Raw genomic sequence first — 16,787 nt, 5'->3', positions numbered from 1 at the left:
AGTCGATAGTTGGCGAGTACAAAATGAAATATCGTAGGGACATGGCAGTGCCGTGTCCCTGCGATATCCTTATGCTGCTACTGCCAGCTATCGATCGAACTTTTTGCAACAATACTTCGATCGGGCTTTCGGGTCTGCTTGATGATAAATTTGTTGTTTGTTTGGAGTAACCGCTTAAACTTGCTCTGGTCATTCCTCGGAAAATCCCAAATATTAAAAATAATAAAAATTACGACTATAAAAGTTAAAAACCTGAAAAAATAGCAACAGCTACCGTGTAGTTTTCAAAGCAAAATCTGATATGAAAAAAGCGTTAATTAGCGGTATATCAGGTCAAGACGGAGCTTATTTAGCTAAACTTTTGCTCGATCGAGGTTATGAAGTTTGCGGCACCTCTAGGGACGCCCAAATTTCTAGTTTCGGAAACCTGGCCCGTTTGGGCATCCGAGACAGAGTAAAACTAGAATCCATGTCTCTCAACGATTTTCGCAGCGTCCTGCAGGTACTAGCGAAAATTCAGCCCGACGAAGTGTACAATCTAGCAGGTCAAAGTTCCGTCGGTCTGTCTTTTGAACAACCCGTAGAAACCCTCGAAAGCATTGCCACAGGAACATTAAATCTGTTAGAAGCAATTCGGTTTACAGGCGGAACAATTAAACTTTATAATGCCAGTTCCAGCGAATGTTTTGGGGATACCGGAGGCAGTGCAGCGGATGAAAATACGCCTTTTCGCCCCAGAAGCCCTTACGCGGTAGCGAAAGCAACCGCATTTTGGGAAGTAGCGAATTATCGGGAAGCGTACAATTTGTTTGCGTGTTCTGGTATTCTGTTCAATCACGAATCGCCGCTGCGGCCGGAGAGGTTTGTTACCCAAAAAATTGTATCTGTTGTGTGCCGAATTGCTGCGGGTAGTTCCGAAAAACTGCATTTAGGAAATATTTCAGTGCAGCGGGACTGGGGTTGGGCGCCGGAATATGTGGAGGCGATGTATTTGATGTTGCAGCAGGAAGAACCGGATGATTATGTAATTGCCACGGGTGTAAGTTATCCTTTGGAGAAGTTTGTGCAGACAGCGTTTGTTTCTGCGGGTTTGGATTGGCAGGAACATTTAGTAACCGATGCGAGTCTTTACAGACCGACAGAGATTGCTGTTGGGAGGGGAAATCCGAGTAAGGCAAAAGAAAAATTGGGCTGGGAGGCAAAATATAAAATGCCCGATGTGGTGCGGATGATGGTAGAGGCCAGGAGGGCTAACGTTTGAGGATTTTTTCAGAAAAGATAGTTCTTGGTTTGCAATCAATACCTGTTGTGAACGATCGGCGGTTGTGTACAATTTTCAAGATGTTAAACCATGCAAGTAGTTATATTAGCCGGCGGTTTGGGGACACGTCTCCGAGAAGAAACAGAATTTCGTCCTAAGCCGCTAGTAGATGTGGGCGGATATCCGATTCTCTGGCATATTATGAAAACCTATGCCCATTACGGTTTTCGCGAGTTTATTGTGTGTTTGGGCTATCGCGGCAACATGATTAAGGAATATTTCCTGAATTATGAAGCCATGAATAATGATTTTACTATTTGCCTGGGCCGCCAAAATCAGATTACCTATCACGAGGAGCACCGCGAGCAAGATTTTAAGGTGACACTGGCAGAAACAGGCCCGGACACCATGACTGGGGGGCGGGTGAAACGTGTGGAGAAATACATTACTGATGATACCTTTATGGTGACCTACGGTGATGGAGTTGCTGATATCGATATTGGGGCGCTGGTGGATTTTCACAAGTCTCACGGTAAGCTGGCAACTGTTAGTACAGTGCGTCCGATATCTCGATATGGTATTTTAGATGTGGACAAGCAAGGCAAAGTTCTGGAATTCACCGAAAAACCTCAAATAGATGGCTGGGCTAGTGCGGGATTTTTGGTACTTCACCGCAGCATATTTGAGGATTTGAGCGGGGATGATTGTTTTTTAGAACGGGAACCTCTAGAACGGTTAGCGGTCCAGGGACAATTGATGGCGTACCGCCACGAAGGTTTCTTTTTTGCGATGGATACTTACCGCGAGTATAAATATTTGAATGAACTTTGGGATAATGGAGAGGCTCCTTGGAGGGTGTGGGAATGAGTGAGTTTTGGCGCGATCGATCGGTATTGGTGACAGGCTGCACTGGGCTTTTGGGTAACTGGTTAGTGGCTGAGTTGCTGGAAAGAGGAGCCTTGGTAACAGGATTAGTCCGTGATTTGGTGCCACAATCCCGACTTTATGCTGGAGAGTGGTATCGGCAAATTAATATCGTTCGCGGTTGTGTCGAAGATTTGTCAACGGTAGAACGAGCGATTAATGAGTATGAAGTAGATACAGTGTTTCACTTAGCAGCTCAGACAATTGTGGGAGTTGCAAATAGAGAGCCGCTGGCAACTTTTGAAACGAATATTAAAGGCACTTGGAATATTCTAGAAGCTTGTCGCCGGGTTGGAGGTGTCAGTCGCATTGTCATAGCATCGAGCGATAAAGCCTATGGAGACCAGCTTGTGTTGCCTTACAGCGAAACAACTCCTCTGCAAGGGGAACACCCTTACGATGTTTCTAAAAGCTGCGCTGATTTAATCAGTCGGGCTTACTACGTCAGTTACGGTTTGCCGGTGTGCATTACTCGCTGCGGCAACTTTTACGGCGGTGGAGACTTGAATTTTAATCGGATCGTTCCGTCTACTATTCGATCGGCATTACGAGACAAGCCGGTAGTCATTCGCAGTGATGGTACTTTTATTCGGGACTATTTCTATGCGAAAGATGGAGTTTTAGCTTATCTGCATTTGGCCGAGCAAATGGACAGGGAAGAAGTTTTGGGAGAGGCGTTTAATTTTAGCAACGAGTTGCAAATTTCTGTGCGGGGCATGGTAGATAAGGTTTTGGAATTGATGGACAAAACTCATTTAGAGCCTGTCGTATTGAATCGGGCGAAGAATGAAATCAAACATCAGTATCTCTCGGCAGATAAGGCGCGAAAAATGCTCGGTTGGGAATCTAAGTATCCTCTAGATGAAGGGTTGAAAGAAACAATAGAGTGGTATCGAAACTTTTTGATGGAGGAAAACACCTGTGTCATCAGCGTGTGATTGAGGATTTCTGTGACTCGGGTTTTAATTTTCTTTTTCTTATTTGATAGTCAAGGGGGCTAATTCGGTGCCATCTAAATGTCGTTTTTGCAGTCACCCATTGGAGCATACTTTTGTCAATCTGGGGATGTCGCCGCTGGCGAATGCTTTTCTATCTCAACAGCATCTGAATTGTGCAGAGAAATTCTATCCACTTCATACTTATGTCTGTGCTAATTGTTTTTTAGTGCAGTTAGAAGAGTTTGAATCCCCGGATAGCATCTTTAGCGATTATGCTTATTTTTCTTCCTATTCAGACTCTTGGCTGCGCCACGCCAAAAATTACACTGATGTGATGGTGGAGCGCTTTGGATTTGACGCAAACACTCAGGTAGTTGAACTTGCTAGCAATGATGGCTATTTACTTCAGTATTTTCAGCAGAAAGGAATTCCCGTATTGGGGATTGAACCTGCTGCAAATGTAGCTAAGGTGGCTGAGGAAAAAGGAATTCCCACTTTAGTCAAGTTTTTTGGCGTGGAAACGGCGAAAGAGTTGTTTTATGAAGGCACACAGGCAGATTTGTTGCTGGGCAATAATGTGTTGGCTCATGTGCCTGATCTGAATGATTTTGTGGCGGGGATGAAAATTCTCCTGAAACCAAACGGCGTCTTGACAATGGAGTTTCCTCATGTATTGCAATTAATTCAGGACAATCTGTTTGACACGATTTACCACGAGCATTTCTCTTATTTTTCCTTGTTAACGGTTGAGAAAGTTTTTGCAAGTCACGGTTTAACTTTGTTTGATGTGGAGGAAATACCCACGCACGGGGGTTCTCTGCGGATTTACGGGAGGCATGAGGATTTTGAGAGTATAGCAGTTGGCGATCGCATTTCCCAACTGAAAGCTAAGGAAGTGCAAGCAGGGCTAAATCAGATTGAAATTTATGTAGGATTTGGCGAACAGGTTAAGTCTACTAAACGTCAAATGCTCAGTTTCCTAATTGATGCCAAAAACCATGGCAAATCAATTGCGGGTTACGGAGCTCCCGCTAAGGCTAATACGCTGCTGAACTATTGCGGTATCCGCACGGATTTGATTGATTATACGGTGGATTTAAGCCCGCACAAGCAGGGTTTGTTTTTGCCGGGCACTCAGATTCCGATATATCATCCAGCTCAAATTCGGGAGACTAAGCCAGATTATTTGGTGATCTTGCCTTGGAACATTAAAGATGAGATAGTAAGTCAGATGGATTATATCCGCGAGTGGGGAGGTAAGTTTGTGGTGCTGATTCCTCAAGTGGAGGTAATCGCGTGAAGTTTACTGAAACAAAGCTTAAGGGAGCTTATGTTATTGATGTGGAACCCATAGCAGATGAGAGGGGATTTTTCGCCCGCAGTTGGTGTCAAAAGGAGTTTGCAGAACATGGTTTGAATCCTAACCTAGTGCAGTGCAATATTTCTTTTAACTTGAAGAAAGGTACTTTGCGTGGGATGCACTACCAGACTACACCTCACGCGGAAGCGAAGTTGGTTAGATGTATCAAAGGGGGAATTTATGATGTAATTATAGATTTGCGTCCCGATTCTCATACTTTTAAAGAGTGGTTTGCAGTAGAGCTAAACTCTGAAAATCGCAAGATGATATATATTCCTGAAGGTCTGGCTCACGGCTGTCAAACTTTGGCAGATAATACGGAAGTTTTTTACCAAATGTCGGAGTTTTATTACTCAGAATTAGCAAGGGGAGTACGGTGGGATGATCCGACTTTTAGTATTGATTGGCCGGAGATATCTCAGCGCGTGATTTCGGAAAAAGATCGAAATTTCCCGGATTTTGTGCTATGAAAAAAGTCCTGGTTACGGGGGCAGGGGGTTTTGTTGGCAGACACTCGCTCAAGACGCTGGTGGAACGCGGCTTCGAGGTTCATGCTGTCGCTTCTAAGACTTTGCCGACTTTAAGTTCTGACTGTACGTGGCATCTGGCAAATTTGTTAGATAATACATCCATTAAAGAGTTAGTTTGTCAAGTAAAGCCAACACATTTGTTGCACTTTGCCTGGTGTTATACTGTACCCGGTCAATATTGGAAATCTGAAGATAACTTTTTGTGGGTGCAGGCAAGTTTGGAATTATTGAGGCAATTTCGAGAGCAAGGTGGCGAGAGATTAGTGATGGGTGGAACCTGCGCCGAGTATGATTGGAAGTATGGTTATTGCTCGGAATTTGTCACGCCGAGAAATCCAGATACTCCCTACGGTATTTGTAAAAAAGCTTTGCAGGATATAGTGAGTTCCTATTCCGAGACTACAAGTCTCAGCAATGCTTGGGGACGTATTTTCTTTCCCTACGGTGCTTACGAGTACCGAAATCGGCTGGTTTCTTCAGTGATTCTTGCTCTGTTAAAGGGAGAGCCTGCTCGCTGCTCTCACGGTAATCAAATCCGGGATTTTATGTATGTACAGGATGTGGCTGATGCTTTTGTGGCTCTTTTGGAGAGTGAGGTGACGGGTGCTGTTAATATTGGATCGGGACAGCCGATCGCGATTAAAGATGTTGTCTATAAAATAGCGGATGTAATCGGGCGATCTGATTTAGTGCAGTTAGGTGCTATTCCGTCTGCTCCGAAAGAAGCACCTTTGTTAGTGGCTGATGTGACCCGTTTATCGAATGAGGTGGGTTGGCTACCCAAGTTTAATTTGGAAATCGGATTAAGGCAAGCTATAATCTGGTGGGAAAAACAGCTTTTGTCATAAAAAAATGCTGTCTAAGATTCGTTACCTCAATCTAATTATAACTAGGGAAAATCATGAAATTAACGTTAGATACAGACGCCCAAAAAGTGATTCAAGAAATAGACGGTGAGTGTCAAACTATCCCGCTCTATTCTAAGGAAGCTTTTGAACTCATTTCTCACTACTGGCTGAAATTAGGATGGAATCAAAAATACACCTATACATTTAGCTGGATGGGAAGACCAATAATTCAGCTTCCCGAAGACATGATTCGGATTCAGGAAGTTATCTATCAGGTTAAACCCGATGTAATTATTGAAACTGGGGTGGCTCACGGAGGCTCCCTAATTTATTATGCTAGCCTTTTTAAAGCAATGGGCAAGGGTAGGGTTGTAGGAGTTGATATTGAAATTCGCCCCCACAATCGCAAGGCTATAGAGGAACACGAACTGTCATCGTTCATTACTTTAGTGGAAGGCAGTTCTACAGATACCAGTATAGTAGAGCAAGTTAAAAAACTGGTAAATCCAGGGGAGACTGTCTTGGTTAGTCTGGACTCGTGTCACACAAAACAGCACGTTGCTGACGAGTTAGAGGCTTATTGCAGTTTTGTAACACCCGGCTCTTATATAATTGCCACCGATGGGATTATGAAGGATTTGGATGATGTGCCACGGGGGAATCCTGAGTGGAAGTGGGATCATCCTACTGCGGCGGCTGCGGAGTTTGCACAAAAGCATCCTGAGTTTATGTTGGAGCAACCTAAATGGCCGTTTAGCGAGAGCGATTTGACAGAGAATGTGACTCACTGGCCAGGGGCTTGGTTAAAGCGAAAATAACAAATTTAGACTCGTTTTGGCAAGTTTTGTAAGATTTGCATCAGTTCATTGTAAATCACTTGCCAATCACAATCATAATTGCGAGTCGTTGCATCAGGGTTATTCTCATCCTCAATGATATATTCTTTAGATATTAACACTGGGGGTACAGCGTTTTCTCGATAAACAGGTGAAAATGAGTCTTCAACCGCATCATAGTAAGCCTTATTTCCATGACCTACCCCAGGCTTGCTTGCTATCCAGGTTACGAAAGTCATTCCTGTTCCAAATGGTACTGCATAAAGATCGATTGCTTCAGCCCAGACAATAGTTTCATAAATGGGATGACCGATGGTGTTGTAAGTTTTAATTTCAGGCGGAAGCAGATTGAGAATAGGTTGCAAACAATCTTGCTCTAATGCCTTGATAGAAGTCTCATTTGAGGCATTCTGTTTATCCCTTTCAGGTACAGACCAACCATCAAATACAACAGCTAAGTTAGGAAAAATTGCATGCAGGCTTTTAATGATGTTGGCTGTACCTTCTATTTGAGAGAACCAAGTTCTTTTATAGTTCCTAAGTGTAATCCATAGTAAAGGAAAGTGATTATTGGCAGTTCCTACTTTTTCTAAAAAATGTTGAGAACATTTTTTAACAGAAATTTGATAGATGTTGTTGGCTAGTTCTTTTTCTATAAAAGTGTCTGTGAGTCGCACTGCGAATAAATTATCTTCTAGAATTTTTTTAAAAAAAATCTCATTCAAGCTATCCACATTAGGGCTATCTACACGAATAATTTTATCGGACGGGATGTTTGGAAAAAGATCGTCAACCAGAATATATTCATGGCAACCTATCAAAAATTTATCAATATTATTGAGGGATCCATTTTTATACAAATAGTAAATTCCTGACAATTCATTCCAGACATAATGTCCTACATTATAGGATATACCTAAAACAGCACAAATATTTTTATTGTTTTGAGAAAGATAGGAGTGAAATTTTTGCCAATTACTCAAAGCATAACTTTTGAATAAATTAATTACACCAGTAAAATTTGCCATAGGAAAGTTGTCCAAAATAATCATCAGTTCTTGGTTGGGTAAATAAATACACTGCTTGCTTCCCATCCAATCACCATAAATTAAATAAAATACTTCCTTGCCAACAAAACGATATAATATAAATGGTTCCACATAAAATGATTGATTTGAACGCAGAATCTTGCCAGTGAAAGGGCAGACTGAATATACAAAACCTGTTTCTACTATACTTTGCTGTAAATTAATAGCTTTTTCCCACTGAAAATAGCGAGACATTTTTGGATGTCTTTTTACCTTTCTTGAAAGCTGAAATCCTTCGCTTTCGTCAAAACTATTGAGATAAATTTCCTCCAAAGTAATATTGTCTTGCTTAATTAAGCCTAAGTTCTCTATAGATAAACCTAGATTTTGCAAAAGCGATTGCTCTGAATCACTTAAACACCAAAGATTAACAAATGTATATTGACTGCTATTGACAAAATATTCATAGGCTGATTTTTGACTTATTTCAGATGGGTAATACAGATTTACTGTATCAAGCGGTCTTAACTCATTTAATCCATTCCATATTAAAGTGTATATTTTGGGTGCGTCATTTAAGAGAATACTGGGAATATTTTGGAAACAAGCTGTGGCCTCCTTCATTCGGTTGGCTTCTCCCAAACGAATAGCTAGCTGATGATAAATACTGATTGCTTCCTCACGTTTCCCTTGTTTTGTCAATGCTTCTACTAAACTATTGTAGAAGGGGTGATGACAGGGGTATAATTCAATGGCACGACGATAACAATTGACAGCTTCTTCTAAACCAACGGTCATGTAGGAACTTTTCAACAACGTCTGAAATTCCGCTAAATCCTGCCGCCAAATTCTTAGCCCCAGTTCCCGACTGTGATCCGGAGTTTGTAACCACTGAATACAAGCTTGTTTTTCAGGTTCAGAAAGAGAACGTCTCAGATAAACTCTGTACCATTCGACTGTATAAGCAGCATCATCGAGGTGGGCGGTAGCTTGCAAAAAGGCTGGGTCATTGAGGAAACAGACAAACGGTAATTCTGGGTCAAATAGTTGATAGTCTTTATGGGGAATCTCAGCGAGGTTGTATCGATCGAAAAAGGTTTCTGGGTTTTCCATTACCCGCTGATATATAGCCTCGCCTAGCTGATGGTGAGATTCATAGGCTTCAGGATTCAGTTCCAGGGCGCGACGATATGTGGCTATCGCCTCATCCCAATTTTTTTGTTGTGATAGGAGTTTTCCTAACTGCTGGTAAAGTTTTTCAGTCAATCCGCGATAGACAGCGATCGCTTCCTCTAGTTGGCCTTCTTGTTGCAGTTGGTTTGCCTTGTTGACTTCTGTTACAGTAATTTCTGAGTTCATCTTACTTTCCTTTTTAGGATCTAACGATTTTTAGGAGTTGAGTTTTCCGACACAGACTCTAAATTTCTCTGAGTAGTTATTGTTTATGATCGTAAGAAAAGTTGATATTTGTTACCTTACTTTCCACGAACAATTAAGCTCTGTTCAGGTTCAACGAATTGATAATTTTCAGAGTTTCATTGTAAACAATTCTCCAATCGAAATCATAATTTTGACAGGCTACTGACAAAATATAAGGTGAAGCTTGTTGATCGACGATACACTCAACAGGCACAAAGACCGGAGGTACGACATTTTCGCGACTATAAGTTACTTGTTCTCTGAGAGGTTCTGTATTTATTGAACTGTTTGCGTGCATCACACCTGGTTTATTAGCAATCCATGAAACGGCGGTACTTCCTGATGAAAGTGGTATAACATATAAATCAATAGCATAAGCCCAGACAACTTTCTCATAGCTCATGCTACCAATTGTACTATAAGCCTGAATATCAGGTGGTAAAATTTCTAAAATTTCTTGCTCCGTGGCTTTATCCTTAGCAATCATTAACTCTCCACGCTCATCCTCTCTTTCAATCCGAGACCAACCATCCAAGACAACTCCTAGAGTCGGAAAATCCACGGCGAGACTTTTGATAATATTAACGATTCCTTCTACTTGAGAAACCCAAGATTTGTCATGGCTGCGAAGACCAAACCACAGCAAAGGAAAGTGTTTGTTTTTTGCTCCCTCTACTTGAGCTAAGAATTGTGGAGAACACCTTTTTAAGGAACCCTCGTATATCCTAGTTGCCAGTGTTTCTCTAACAAAAACATTGTCAACTCTAACGGCTAAATAATTATTTTCTATAATATCCTTAAACATACTTTTTTTATCCGAAATTCTGATTATCTTGTCAGCAATTTCGGGGAAAGCATCCGCGACATTAAAATACTCATTTGGTTCGATTAATATTTTATCTAGTTTATCCAAAAGACCATTATCGGACAAAAATTGAAGTCCTGTTACTTCATTCCAAAAATAGTGTCCTATGTTCGTCAGTAAGCCTAAAATTGCCACTACGCCTTTTTTCTGGGGTTTTGAGATATATTTGAGGGTGTGTTCCCAACAACTAACCATATAGCTTTTTAATCGGTTAATAATTGCTTGTTCAGAACCTTGGACAAATGGATTGAGGTGAATAATGAGCTCTAAACGGGGAAAATAAATAAACATTTTTGGACCCCAAAAGTGTCCAACGATTAAATAATAAATTTCACAGCCAACAAACCGATAACTCATCATGGGTAGCCATGCTACATCATAAAAGGATTGCTCTGACCTGATAACCTGACCACTCAACGGGCAAACTGAATAAATATAACCTGTTTCCACGATACTTTGTTGATAAATATTCGGTTGATTCAAATGGGATTGATATATAAATTGATAATTATTTTGCTTGGGTAATTGTTGAGAAAGCATACTATTTTTATTTTCACAAAAATAATTAATATATATTTCTTCTAAGGTTAGATTATCTTGGGCAATTAACTGCAAATTTGTTAGTAAAAATCCATTTTTTTCTAGGAGAGCTTTGTCTTCTTCGGTTAAACACGAAAGGTTCATAATAGTATATTGACTGGTTTCACGGAAGTATTGTTCAATAGCTTCAGGTTGAAGGTCAGTGGGATAATAGGAATCTGAGGCTTCCAGAGGAGCCAATTGATTTAATCCTCGCCAAAGCATCTCGTACATCTTTCCTTCGTGAAGGGGCGGATGGGTGGCTTGTTGAAAACAGGCTACTGCTTCTACTATCTTGCCCTCTTCAGCTAACTTGAGACTTAATTTATGGTAGAGAACGAGAGCTTGCTCATGTTGGCATTGTGCGGTAAACACTTCTGCTAAGCGATAATATGATGAATGATGATTGGGATACAATTCAAGGACACGATGATAACACTTGACCGCCTCTTCTAAACCAACTATCGTGAAGGAAAGTTTTAGCAAAGTCTGAAATTCTGCTAAGGTTTCTCGCCAAACTTTTAACCCCAATTCCCGACTATGGCCCGGAGTTTGTAGCCAATTAATGCAACCTTGTTTTTCCGCTTCCGAAAGAAACCGTCTTAGGTAAACTCTGTACCATTCCACTGTATAAGTAGCATCATCCAGGTGGGCGGTAGCTTGCAAAAAGGCTTGGTCATTGAGGAAACAGACGAACGGTAATTCTGGGTCAAATAGTTGGTAGTGTTTATGAGGATTCTTAGCCAGATTGTATTGAGAAAAAAAGGTTTCTGGGTTTTCCATTACCCGCTGATAGATAGCTTCCCCTAGCTGATGGTGACATTCATAGGCTTCAGGATTCAGTTCTAGAGCACGACGATATGTGGCGATCGCCTCATCTAGTCTTCCCTGCTCTACCAAAGTATTTCCTAACTGCAACCAGACTTCCCAGTTATCGGGTAGAATTTGCGAAAGATTGTGATAAGCTTCTACGTTGTCTGGATTGAGTTCTATAATGTGGCGGTAGGAGGTGATCGCTTCTGCTAAAGCGGACTGATTTCGCTGTTGCAGTACATTAGCCAAGGCAGAATGAATCCAATCAGCATCAGGGTTCAACTCACTTGCACGGCGGTAAGCAGCGATCGCCCGATCTAGTTGGCCCAATTTTACTAAACTATTACCTAGCCCCACGTAAGTTCCAAAATGCTCGGGATTGAGTTCAATCGCCTTGCGGAATGCTGTAGCCGATTCTTCCCACTGTTGCTGTTGCGCTAGGGCATCCCCTAAGTGGTGGTAACTCCAACAAAAATCTGGTTTGAGTTCTATTGCATGACGGTAGGCGGCGACGGCTTCATCCCATCGATTCAGTTTCGCGAAGGTTTCTCCCATGTGGTGGTGTGTCCAGGGATCGTCGCTATTTAGCTCGAGTTTCCGATGGTAAGCAGCGATCGCTTCTTCTAGATTACCTTCCTCTTGCAATTGCCGCTCCTTGTGGAATTCGCTCATAGCTGTATCATCCTTATATCTGCGATTACTTTTTATATACAAATATTAAATTATCAGTTGAAACTGAGTGGGTTCCCGGGAGGGCGGGTTTCCGATATTTTGACCAAGCCAATATATCTTTGGTTAAACCCGCCTCTACTAAAAATTAGCATTCCTTGGGGACGATCCAGGCCGCATCGCTACTAAGGCAAAGCACGGCCCGTTAGCATGGTCTAGCTGCTCAAAATTAACATGAATATCAGTTAAGCCAAAATACTTCAAACACGATAAGATATCCTCGCGACTCAGCCAGTGGCTAAAGGCACTGCTACCTCCGCAGAAGCCAGCATACTCTAGCGCTACTTGATATTCTTGGCGGTATGCTGTGTAATTAAATCCGTCGTACTCAGTCGCTATTTGCGCCGTAAACTTGGGACTGAGGTGAGGTTGGTTGTGGATAATATCGCCGTCGTAATAGTGAGTCCAAATAAATACTTGGTCTGAGGCTTTAGCAATCAAAGAAATTAGCTCTACGGGGTTAGCCATGTGGTAAAGAATACCGCTAGCCAAGCAAACATCAAATTTCCTCTGACTTGTCCGCAGGTATTCTACACAGTCTCCGTACAGGAAATGCGCTTTTTGAAGTTCCATAACTTCTTTCACAATCAGGCATTTTAGATAGGCGCGGCTGTTTGCCTCAACTGCTGTAATTGAAGCAGCTCCCAGTTTTTCCAGCATATAGGTGTGTCCGGCTTCGAGAGGTCCGAGTTCAACAATATCTTTCCCTTGAACTCCCGTTAATTGGTCAACCGCCCAGGTGATGCGGTTATCTTCAAACAGTGGAACTGTTCCAGCTACCAATGACGAATTCCCGGGAAATCTAGATGCCCACTCACCTTTGAAAATATTCAGCGCGTTCTGGCTGCTCGGCGCCAACTTTATATAAGAATCCAGAATTTCCATACAGTTGCGTTTTGCTACAGGTTAAGTGAATTTACAATTAGTTTTGAGACATGGCGATCGCCCCTTGTAGTTGACTCTAACGCGGGTGTTATTTTAGCGCTTGAGTTCCCTTTTTTTACTTATTTTTGAAGTAATATTTATTGCACAGTCATCGGAGCAAGATTCATCACTGCACCCCTTCTAAGTCGGATTTGTTTTTTTTGCCTGTTACATACCTCAAATTATTCATTTTTTCTTTTAAATGAGTTACAGTTTTTTATCTGGCCAAGCTGTTCTATTCATTTCCTGAAAACCAATTGATTGCTTGCTGCAACTCTTTTTCTTCATCAATCGTTTGGGAATAAAATTGCAGCATATGTCGTTCTTTATGCCGCTCTGTAGTAAAGGTACGTTTAGGATATATAGTCTCTCCTTTATAGTCGTGACGAACTTCGATTATAACTCCAAATTCTCTTACAACACCTTTATAATACTTGATAGCAAATTCAAGCTTAACTTTGTTATTGTGCAGATCTATTAAAACTTCTGGATCTACAACGTAGACGAATTCCTTGAGAAGCCATCTAGCCCCAAGACCTTTTTCCCAAAATTCGGAGAACCATACGCACAGGTGCATATAGTGATCTTCATTATAGTATTGCGTATGTCCGAAAATAAATCCTGCGTTGTGCCACATGAAGGGGGTCCAAAACTCTAAATGCGCTCCCTCAGTACAAACACGGTTAATTTCTTGGAATATAGGTATGGGTGCAGGTGGAGTCAGATGTTCCAAGAAATGAGCAGAGTAGACATAATCTACGCTCCGGTTGGGAAATGGCAACTTCTCATTCTGCAAATCTATTACATAGTCCACTCCTGATTGGTTGATGATATCTAACCCCAAAGTTCCTGGTTGTTTGTTGGAACCACAGCCTAGATCGAGCTTAAAATATTGCTTGGGCACCTCATTTTCTTCGGTAACAATAGTTCTATGAGGAGCCTCTATTGTTTCACCTATGGCTACGCTTTTAGTCAATATTTTTCCTTGAATTTTAGCCTCAAAGATGACTCGACCTTTGTCGGTATAATCCAGGTTCACAACAAAACCACAGTTATCACTGTAGTATTGAGGAAACGTTGTGGCCACATCAGGGCGGGGATACCATGTAGTAATTGGCACGCAAGTATTTCCCACGCACACTGCTACTTCATCTAGCATTCCTTCTTGCTTGCTCAGAATCCATCCTTGGATTCTGAGTCCGCAGTCATCAGACCACGAATGGTCGTCTATCGCCAAGATTAAATTATCGTCTTGCTCGATTGTCATAGCGTCTATCCGTAACTATTTTTTTTCTCGTTAGTTTAGTAATGGGTCATCCTCAGTGAGAGTGAGGTCAACATTATAGCGGTTCTTGGGTAGATGAGGTACACAATTAAACTTCAAAAGCTTGACAACAGAGGGTTTCGGCCTACTCCATCTTTATGAGAAAAGCTATAGTTATGCCCTGAGTCAATGGCACGGGGATGCGATCGACGTTTCTAGTTTACCCGATCGCGCGTGTTGGTCGAGCGATTGAGTGCGAACGTCTTCGTGTGTTGATTTTTGGGGTAAGATCTATTGTTAAGCTCGATGGCTTAGGGCTTGGGGGCGATCGCCCATCTATAATACCTGGTGCCTGCGGGAACATCCTCAGAGGGCTGAAGTCTGATATCCTTGGGAAAGCAACGGCTTGAGTTCATTGGGGGCGATCGGGCGTATTGGTCGAGCGCTTGATTTCATTGGCACTTACGAACAGAGGTAGAGAGACTGATCGACGTTTCTAGTTCACCCGATCGCCCGTATTTGTTGCTCGCTTGAGTGCGATCGTCTGAGTTTATTGTTGGGATAATATTTATGGTAAATTTGATGGCTTGGGGCAAGGGGGCGATCGCCCGTCTATAATACCTGGTGCGTGCGGGAACCTCCTCAGAGGGGTCTTAGTCTGATACCTTTGGTAAAGCAACGGCTTGAGTTGAGTGGGAGTTCATTGGGGGCGAGCGCTTGATTTCATTGGCACTTACGAACACAGGTAGAGAGTCTGACCGACCTTTCTAGTTTAGCCGATCGTGCGTATTGGTCTATCGTTTCAGTGCGATAGACCGTCTATAATACATGGTACGTGCGGGAACATCCTTACAGGGATCCTAGTGTCATATCCTTGGTAAAGTGACGGCTTGAGATTATTACGGACGATTAGCAAAAAAATCTCTAAATTGTGATATAGCAAGTCTATTTGAGTCATGAATGTAGAACCACCTGAAACGCTTGTGATCATTGAATCGATTGTTTACAAATCAAATGGTTTTACTATAGATTTCTCAGCAACCATTAGAGAGAGGCAGAATTTAGATTGTAGACAATAAGTTAAATAAGTGATTGGAATTATCCAAAAAATGAAGAAGTTTTGTTTCTTACAAAAATGTAATTTTTTATAAAAAATTAATTAGTGAAAACATTTTTAATCTTGCATAAACTCAGTGTTCAAGATTTTTTTGAAAATCACATTATGTTGGTTAAAATTTTTAGGGTTACAAGTTAGGAGGAGTTTATACAAATGACAAATTATATCACAAAATCAGACATCCTGGTAATAATTAGTATGCACCGTTCGGGTAGCTCATTAACAGCTTCTGTGCTGCAAAGTGCGGGCTTGCACATTGGACGAAAATTGATACAGGGCGATGAAAACAATATCAAGGGTTATTATGAAAATCTTGATTTTAATGATTTTCACAGAAGAGTCTTGGCTTCTCAAGGGGTAGATGAAAATGGCTGGACTTTGCAGGAAGAAATAGAAGTAGAAGACCGTTTTAGAGAAGAAGCAAAAGAAATTGTCGCCCAAGCTTCAGTGAGTAGCGTTTGGGGTTGGAAAGAACCTAGAACCACTCTTTTTCTAGAATTTTGGGCGGATTTGTTGCCGTCAGCAAATTTCTTGTTAATCTATAGATCGCCTTGGGAAGTCGTAGAATCTCTATATCGACAAAATCATAGCTTGTTTAAAGATCAGCCAGAATTAGCAGTCAAACTTTGGAAGCATTACAACCAGAAGATTATCAATTTCTACAATCACTCATCCAGTCGCTGCCTTTTGGTGAACACAAAAACGCTCATTCAAAACCCGGCTGCATCCATAGAAGCAATCAACCAAAAATTCAAGCTTCATTTAGCCCCGCCGGATGCGAGTATCTATGACCCCTCGTTATTTCGCAGTCAAGGATTAGATAGTTACAGGCCGAGTTTGATAGAGTCTCAGTTCCCCGAAGCTGTAAACTTATACCAAGAGCTAGACTCCAGAGCGTGGTTTCCACAAAGTAATCCTGACTTATCATGGCGGGAACTAATAAAACCATCTCCTTATAGAGTTTGGGCTTTTCGAGATTGGGTGAATGTATGTAAACTGGAAAAAGAAAATAAAAACCTGTGTTCTCAATTAGAACAATTAGAACAATCGCAATCTCAACTGCAACAAACAGAGAACTTGTTAGAACAATCGCAATCTCAACTGCAACAAACAGAGGACTTGTTAGAACAACGCCAATCTCAACTGCAACAAACAGAGGACTTGTTAGAACAACGCCAATCTCAACTTTACCAGACTGAGGGTTTACTGGCACATTTTCAGTCTCAACTGCAACAAACAGAGGGTTTGTTAGAACAATCCCAGTCTCAACTGCAACAAACAGAGGGTTTGTTAGAACAATCCCAGTCTCAACTGCACCAAACAGAGGGTTTGTTAGAACAATCCCAGTCTCA

The 16,787-nt window shown here is 41.7% G+C and carries 12 protein-coding genes; 8 read left to right on the top strand and 4 right to left on the bottom strand.

Features of this window, described 5'->3' with window-relative positions; translation table 11 throughout:
- Positions 1-301: 301 nt before the first annotated feature.
- From QUA99_RS00495 to QUA99_RS00465, 7 genes are all read left to right on the top strand, one after another.
- On the top strand, positions 302-1,261 hold the full coding sequence (locus tag QUA99_RS00495; RefSeq protein WP_333234465.1) for a GDP-mannose 4,6-dehydratase: 960 nt from the start codon (positions 302-304) through the stop codon (positions 1,259-1,261).
- Between the two features lie 90 nt (positions 1,262-1,351).
- Entirely contained in the window at positions 1,352-2,128 is a 777-nt protein-coding gene (gene rfbF, locus QUA99_RS00490) for a glucose-1-phosphate cytidylyltransferase (RefSeq protein WP_333234464.1), read from the top strand.
- Positions 2,125-3,123, top strand: a complete 999-nt coding sequence (locus tag QUA99_RS00485; RefSeq protein ID WP_333234463.1) for a GDP-mannose 4,6-dehydratase — start codon at positions 2,125-2,127, stop codon at positions 3,121-3,123. The genes rfbF and QUA99_RS00485 overlap by 4 nt, the downstream gene beginning before the upstream one ends.
- 67 nt (positions 3,124-3,190) lie before the next feature.
- On the top strand, positions 3,191-4,423 hold the full coding sequence (locus QUA99_RS00480) for a class I SAM-dependent methyltransferase (RefSeq protein ID WP_333234462.1): 1,233 nt from the start codon (positions 3,191-3,193) through the stop codon (positions 4,421-4,423).
- The gene (rfbC, locus tag QUA99_RS00475; RefSeq protein ID WP_333234461.1) at positions 4,420-4,953 is read left to right on the top strand and encodes a dTDP-4-dehydrorhamnose 3,5-epimerase; all 534 of its coding nucleotides are present in this window, start codon (positions 4,420-4,422) and stop codon (positions 4,951-4,953) included. The genes QUA99_RS00480 and rfbC overlap by 4 nt, the downstream gene beginning before the upstream one ends.
- Positions 4,950-5,861, top strand: coding sequence for an NAD(P)-dependent oxidoreductase (locus QUA99_RS00470; protein ID WP_333234460.1), 912 nt, complete (start codon positions 4,950-4,952; stop codon positions 5,859-5,861). The genes rfbC and QUA99_RS00470 overlap by 4 nt, the downstream gene beginning before the upstream one ends.
- Positions 5,862-5,914: 53 nt before the next feature.
- The gene (locus tag QUA99_RS00465; protein ID WP_333234459.1) at positions 5,915-6,679 is read left to right on the top strand and encodes a CmcI family methyltransferase; all 765 of its coding nucleotides are present in this window, start codon (positions 5,915-5,917) and stop codon (positions 6,677-6,679) included.
- 5 nt (positions 6,680-6,684) lie between these two features.
- Here the strand turns inward: QUA99_RS00465 and QUA99_RS00460 are convergent, their stop codons facing one another.
- The 4 genes from QUA99_RS00460 to QUA99_RS00445 all read right to left on the bottom strand — a co-directional run bounded on the left by QUA99_RS00460 (position 6,685) and on the right by QUA99_RS00445 (position 14,321).
- The gene (locus tag QUA99_RS00460) at positions 6,685-9,084 is read right to left on the bottom strand and encodes a tetratricopeptide repeat protein (RefSeq protein WP_333234458.1); all 2,400 of its coding nucleotides are present in this window, start codon (positions 9,082-9,084) and stop codon (positions 6,685-6,687) included.
- 133 nt (positions 9,085-9,217) lie between these two features.
- On the bottom strand, positions 9,218-12,073 hold the full coding sequence (locus tag QUA99_RS00455) for a tetratricopeptide repeat protein (protein WP_333234457.1): 2,856 nt from the start codon (positions 12,071-12,073) through the stop codon (positions 9,218-9,220).
- A gap of 138 nt (positions 12,074-12,211) precedes the next feature.
- A complete protein-coding gene (locus QUA99_RS00450; RefSeq protein ID WP_333234456.1) occupies positions 12,212-12,913 on the bottom strand; it encodes a DUF1698 domain-containing protein in 702 nt (233 codons plus the stop codon).
- Between the two features lie 376 nt (positions 12,914-13,289).
- Entirely contained in the window at positions 13,290-14,321 is a 1,032-nt protein-coding gene (locus tag QUA99_RS00445) for a class I SAM-dependent methyltransferase (protein ID WP_333234455.1), read from the bottom strand.
- A 1,267-nt stretch (positions 14,322-15,588) separates the two neighbouring features.
- Between QUA99_RS00445 and QUA99_RS00440 the strand changes: the two genes are divergently transcribed.
- Positions 15,589-16,787 (top strand): sulfotransferase (locus tag QUA99_RS00440; protein WP_333460283.1); only part of this gene is annotated, 1,199 nt, incomplete at its 3' end.

It is taken from the genome of Microcoleus sp. F10-B2, from assembly GCF_036704965.1.
In the GTDB taxonomy this organism is placed as follows: Bacteria; Cyanobacteriota; Cyanobacteriia; order Cyanobacteriales; family Microcoleaceae; genus Microcoleus.
The sequence above is the reverse complement of the archived record's forward strand: the minus strand, read 5'-3'. Positions and strand labels throughout refer to the sequence as shown.

What these genes read in the sequence shown, in the direction of transcription:
- QUA99_RS00495 (WP_333234465.1), top strand. Translation starts at nt 302, where the DNA reads ATGAAAAAAGCGTTAATTAGCGGTATATCAGGTCAAGACGGAGCTTAT.
- rfbF (WP_333234464.1), top strand. Translation starts at nt 1,352, where the DNA reads ATGCAAGTAGTTATATTAGCCGGCGGTTTGGGGACACGTCTCCGAGAA.
- QUA99_RS00485 (WP_333234463.1), top strand. Translation starts at nt 2,125, where the DNA reads ATGAGTGAGTTTTGGCGCGATCGATCGGTATTGGTGACAGGCTGCACT.
- QUA99_RS00470 (WP_333234460.1), top strand. Translation starts at nt 4,950, where the DNA reads ATGAAAAAAGTCCTGGTTACGGGGGCAGGGGGTTTTGTTGGCAGACAC.
- QUA99_RS00465 (WP_333234459.1), top strand. Translation starts at nt 5,915, where the DNA reads ATGAAATTAACGTTAGATACAGACGCCCAAAAAGTGATTCAAGAAATA.
- QUA99_RS00460 (WP_333234458.1), bottom strand. Translation starts at nt 9,084, where the DNA reads ATGAACTCAGAAATTACTGTAACAGAAGTCAACAAGGCAAACCAACTG.
- QUA99_RS00455 (WP_333234457.1), bottom strand. Translation starts at nt 12,073, where the DNA reads ATGAGCGAATTCCACAAGGAGCGGCAATTGCAAGAGGAAGGTAATCTA.
- QUA99_RS00445 (WP_333234455.1), bottom strand. Translation starts at nt 14,321, where the DNA reads ATGACAATCGAGCAAGACGATAATTTAATCTTGGCGATAGACGACCAT.